Annotated in this window: 5 protein-coding genes; 1 reads left to right on the plus strand and 4 read right to left on the minus strand. The window is 70.5% G+C overall.

Translation table 11 applies throughout. The annotated features are described in order from the left end of the window. From ftsR to ACWCSD_RS47475, 4 genes are all read right to left on the minus strand, one after another. Positions 1 to 512, minus strand: a 512-nt coding sequence (gene ftsR, locus ACWCSD_RS47460; protein ID WP_449925548.1) for a transcriptional regulator FtsR, incomplete at its 3' end; no start/stop codon positions are given. After that, positions 509 to 1,021 (minus strand): FHA domain-containing protein, encoded by a 513-nt coding sequence (locus tag ACWCSD_RS47465; RefSeq protein WP_352325615.1) that lies wholly within the window; start codon positions 1,019 to 1,021, stop codon positions 509 to 511. The genes ACWCSD_RS47465 and ftsR, both read right to left, overlap by 4 nt. Positions 1,022 to 1,282: 261 nt before the next feature. Beyond that, positions 1,283 to 3,787 carry a sugar phosphate nucleotidyltransferase gene (locus ACWCSD_RS47470; RefSeq protein ID WP_397156582.1) on the minus strand — a complete coding sequence of 835 codons (2,505 nt, stop codon included), beginning with the start codon at positions 3,785 to 3,787 and terminating at the stop codon, positions 1,283 to 1,285. A gap of 4 nt (positions 3,788 to 3,791) precedes the next feature. Beyond that, positions 3,792 to 4,373 (minus strand): CDP-alcohol phosphatidyltransferase family protein, encoded by a 582-nt coding sequence (locus ACWCSD_RS47475; RefSeq protein ID WP_352350843.1) that lies wholly within the window; start codon positions 4,371 to 4,373, stop codon positions 3,792 to 3,794. A gap of 180 nt (positions 4,374 to 4,553) precedes the next feature. Here ACWCSD_RS47475 and ACWCSD_RS47480 point away from each other — a divergent pair. Continuing rightward, the coding region (locus ACWCSD_RS47480) for an aspartate-alanine antiporter-like transporter (RefSeq protein ID WP_449925553.1) at positions 4,554 to 5,147 on the plus strand (594 nt) is incomplete at its 3' end.

Consider the following 5,147-nt stretch of genomic DNA (forward strand, 5'->3'; position numbering starts at 1 on the left):
GGCTCGACCAGCCCGCACTCCCGCTCGGCGGCGGCCTTGACCGCGCGCAGGTGGCGGGCGTGCAGGCCGAAGCGGGCCAGGGCGCCGACGCTGCGCGCGATCTTCAGCGCCTCCTCGTCGTAGCGCCTGGCCACGGGGGCCAGCAGGCCGTAGTCCTCCAGCTCGGCGAGGGTCTCCTCGTCGATGCCGGCCGCCTCCAGCAGCTGGGCCCGGTCGTAGCGGATCTCCTGGGCCTGCTGCACCGCGCGCGGACGGCCGAAGCTCTCGGCCATCTTGTCCTTGATCACCCGCAGCGGCAGGTAGTGGTCGCGCTGCTCGGTCAGGATGAAACGCAACTGCTCGACGTGGAGATGGGTGAACTTGCGGTAGCCCGAGGGGCTGCGCTCGGGCTCGATCAGCCCCTCACCCTCCAAGAAGCGGATCTTGGACACGGTGACGTCGGGGAACTCGCCCTGCAGCAGGGCGAGCACCTCCCCGATGCTCATGTGCGAGCGTGCCGCCTGTGAGCTCATGCGCCGGCGTTGACCCTCATCAGGAAGACGAGGCGGAACTTGCCGATCTGCACCTCGTCTCCGGAGTGCAGGGGAACCTCCTCGATGCGCTCCCGGTTGACGTAGGTGCCGTTGAGGCTGCCCACGTCGCGTACGGAGAACTGGCCGCCGCGGTGGCGGTAGAACTCGACGTGGCGACGGGAGACGGTGATGTCGTCGAGGAAGATGTCGCTCTCCGGGTGGCGCCCGGTCGTGGTGAGGTCTTTGTCCAGCCGGAACCGGCTGCCCTGGTTGGGCCCCCTGGTGACCGTGAGCAACGCCGTGCCGGGCGGGAGCTGTTCGACCAGCGCCCGTTCGGCCAGGAGCATGTCGCCTGTCTCAGCCTCGTACGCCTCGATTCCCGCGACCGAGATCGTCGACGTGGTGTCCCCGGAGACCTCGGGTCTGGTCAGCGGTGACCCACAGCGGGAACAGAAACGGGCATCCTCGGGGTTGGCGTGCCCGCACTGCGTGCAGTAGACGCTCGGCATCGATCGGCTCGGCCTCCTACCGCGAAGACGCGGCGACGGTGCTGGGGACGCGCCTGCCTTCGCTCTTCAAGTTTGCGAATGCCGCAACTTACGCTGATCAGCGGCAAAGGTCAAGGCGGGGCGCTGGACTGCGGTTCGGACGCTGACAAAGTTACCGCCGCCCCCACCCCGTGGTCCATGCCGCCGCGCGTTTCTACATTACGATCTTGCGGCACTCCGCGCGCACATCTCGGGCGAAGGCTTTTCCGCTACTCTACGTGATCAGACGGCCGCCTGCTCGACCACGCGGGCCCACCGTTCGAGCAGTGCCTGCGCGCCGTCCATGTCGGGGGCCTCGGCCCACAGGTCGGTGACCGGCTCGGCGGCGGCGGGCAGGATCAGCACCCACGACCCGTCGTCGCGGGCGACCCGCACGCCGTCGGTGGTGTCCACGCGCCAGCCGTCGGGCTCGGCCTCGGCGGCCTCGATGACCGAGCGCATCACCGCGCCCTTGGCCGCCCACTGGGTCGGGACGCTCCGCCGCAGCAGCTTGACCTCGGGGATCCTGGCGTCGATCTGGCTGAGCGACAGCCGGGTGCGGGCCACCAGGCCCAGCAGGCGCATGAACGCGGCCAGGCCGTCGATGGCCGGGCTGAACTCCGGCACGACGAACCCGCCGCGCCCGTCCGCCGCGAAGATCATGTCGGGGCCCTGGGCGGCGGAGGTCAGGGCGTCGAGCGCGGTCGAGGTCCACTGCACCTGCACGCCGTGGAATCGGCAGACCTGCTCGGCGACCCGCGTGGTGGTGACCGGCAGGGCCACCCGGCCGCCCCGGCGCTCGGCCGCCACCAGGTCCAGCACGACCAGCAGGGCGCGTTCCTCGCTGATGAGCTGGCCGGTCTCGTCCACCAGGGCGATGCGTTCGCCGACCGGGTCGAAGCGCACGCCGAAGGCCGCCCGCGAGGAGCTGACCAGCTCCGACAGGCGTTGCAGGTCGCGGCGGCGCTCGGCCAGCGTCTCGGTGGGCGAGACGTCGTCCAGCCGGGCGTTGACGGTGAGCACCTCGACGCCGGCGCGGCTGAGCAGCGTGGGCATCACCAGGGACGAGGTGCCGCCGGCGCAGTCGACCACGACCTTCATGTCCTTGACGCCGGTGACGCCGATGGCCCGCATCAGCTCGTGCGTGTAGCCCTCGACGGCCCTGGCCGGGTAGTGCAGCTCGGCGATCTCGCCGGGGAAGGCCCGCCGGTACTCCTGGCGGGAGAAGACCCGCTCCAGCTTGCGCTGGGCGGCCGGGGGCAGGTCGGCGCCGCGGTCGTCCATGATGACGATGTCGACGCTCTGCGGGTCGCCGGGCGTGGTGCGCAGGGCGATGCCGCCGGCGGCCGACTCGCGGGCGGTGTGGAAGCGGGCCACCGGCAGCGGCGCGGCCTCCAGGTCCAGGACGTTGATCGCGGCGGCGGTCAGGGCGCCGATGACGGCCCGCTTGAGCGCCCTGGCGGCCAGGGAGCAGTCGCGGGAGGTGACGACGTAGGCGCCCTTGCGCAGGGTGGTGGCGTACGCGCCGGCCAGCCGGACGCACAGCTCGGCGGTGATCTCGACGTTGACCAGGCCGCTGACCCCGCGCGGGCCGAACAGGTTGCGCTGGCCGCGCGACTCCCAGATGACGCTGGTGTTGACGACCGCGCCGGCCTCGATGGTCTTGAACGGGTAGACCTTGACGCCGCTGGAGACGTACGCCTCGGCCTCGATGACGCACTCGTCGCCGATGACGGCGTTCTCCTCGACCCGGGCGCCGCCCATGACGTCGGTGCTCTTGCCGATGACGCAGCCGCGCAGATGGGCGCCGGGACCGACGTAGACGTTGTCGTGGACGACCGCGCGGTGCAGGAAGGCGCCCTCGCGCACGACCGCGTTGTTGCCGAGCACGGTGTACTCGCGCAGTTCGGCGCCCGCCTCCACCTTGGCGTAGTCGCCGATCAGCAGCGGGCCCTTCAGGACGGCGTCGGGGTCGACCGTGGCCGAGTCGGCCACCCAGACGCCCGGGGAGAGCTCGAAGCCGCCGATGTCGAGGCGGACCCGGCCGGACAGCGCGTCGGCCTGGGCCTTGAGGTAGCTGGCGTGGGTGCCGACGTCCTCCCAGTAGCCGCCCGCGACGTAGCCGTAGATGGGGGCGCCGCGTTCCAGGAGGGCGGGGAAGACGTCGGAGGACCAGTCGACCGGTTCGCCGTCGGCCACGGCGTCGAGGATCTCGGGCTCCATGACGTAGATGCCGGTGTTGACGGTGTCGGAGAAGACCTGGCCCCAGGTGGGCTTCTCCAGGAAGCGCTGAACGCGTCCGTTCTCGTCGAGGATGATGATCCCGAATTCGAGCGGGTTGGGAACGCGTTTCAGGCCGATGGTGACAAGAGCCGAATTTTCGCGATGAAAACGGATCATGTCGGATAAGTCGATATCTGTGAGGGCGTCGCCGGAGATGACCAGGAAGCGGTCGTCGCGCAGGCGGGCGGCGGCGTTCTTGACGCTGCCCGCGGTGCCGAGCGGCAGGTCCTCGGTGGCGTACTGGAGGTTCATGCCCAGCTCGTCGCCGTCGCCGAAGTAGTTGCGCACGAGGGCGGCCAGGAACTGCAGGGTGACCACCGTCTCGGTGATGCCGTGCCGTTTGAGCAGGCGCAGGACGTGTTCCATGATCGGGCGGTTGGCCACCGGGAGCAGAGGTTTGGGCTGGTTGGCGGTCATCGGACGCAGCCGAGTCCCCTCCCCGCCCGCCATGACGACCGCCTTCACCCGATCACTCCTTCGTGGTCGCGGTTACGAGTTGGCGCACCTGCACCACATACAGGATCCCTGCCCACCAATACAGGCCGGTGCCCCAGATCGCGAAGGCCCACCCGGCAATTCGCGCTATATCGGCATACCACCCGGTGTGGGAGGCGAGGAAGAGCAGCGGGAAGGCGTACATGAGGTTGAACATGGCAGCCTTGCCCAGGAAATGCACCTGAAGTGCCTTATATCCGTGTTTGCGAAGTACGGGGAACGAACAGGCGACGAAGAGCTCCCGCGCCACGATGACGGCCACCAGCCACCACGGGATGACCTCGCGCAGCAGCAGCGCCAGGATCGTGGCGAAGACGTACAGCTTGTCGGCGGCCGGGTCGATCACCCGGCCGAGCTTGCTGGTCTGGTTGAACGCGCGAGCGATCTTGCCGTCGAGCCAGTCGGTGAATCCGGCCACGATGAGGATGGCGATGGCCCACCCGTCCGCCCTGGGCCCCAGGACCAACCAGAGGAACACGGGCACGCCGAGCAGGCGCAGGAAGCTCAGCAGGTTGGGAACCGTCCAGATCCGGTCCTCGGCGGAAGTTTCGCTCACGCAGAGACCCTACTGCGTGGAACTCCGGCACAGACGCCCCACCAGGGACCATTCCCCGCTCGCACGCCCCCGCACGGACGCGGGGCCGACGGGGGTTGATGGCGTTTCGCGGCATGTGGAGGCGGGAAAAGGCTGGATGATCGATCCCCCCGCGCTGCCGGCCTGCCTTGGGGGGATCGGATGTGGCCCTGGGAGTCCGGCGTGCTGCGGGACGCGCCGGAGATCGCCTTGTTCCTCTGCCTGGCCCTCGGGTTCGCCCTGGGCAGGCTCAGGTTCCGCGGGGTGGCACTCGGCGGCGCGGCCGGGACGCTGGCCGCCGCCCTCGCCGTCGGGCTGCTGACCGGCGGCGTCGAGGTCCACCAGCAGGTGCGGGTGATCGCGTTCTCGATCTTCGCCTTCACCCTCGGCTACACCCTCGGGCCCGCCTTCTTCGCCGCGTTCTCCGGGCGCAACCTGCGGTACCTGTGGTTCACGGTCGTCGAGGTCGTCGGGGCGCTGGCGGTCGCGGCGCTGGTCGCGGACGCGCTCGGGCTCGACCCTGGCACCACCGCCGGGCTGGTCGCCGGGGCGGCGGCCGGGCCGGTGGCCTTGGGCACGGCGGCCGACGCCCTGCGGGCCGCCGGGATCGCGCAGCAGGCGCTCGGGCCCGCGTACGTCCTGTCCTACCTCCTCGCCCTGGTCACCGTCGCGCTGCTGACCGTGCGGGCCGCGCCCGCGGCGCTCCGGTTCGACCCCCGGGAGGAGGCCGCGGCGCTGTGGCGGCGGCTGGACGGC

Source organism: Nonomuraea sp. NPDC001684 (assembly GCF_053596515.1).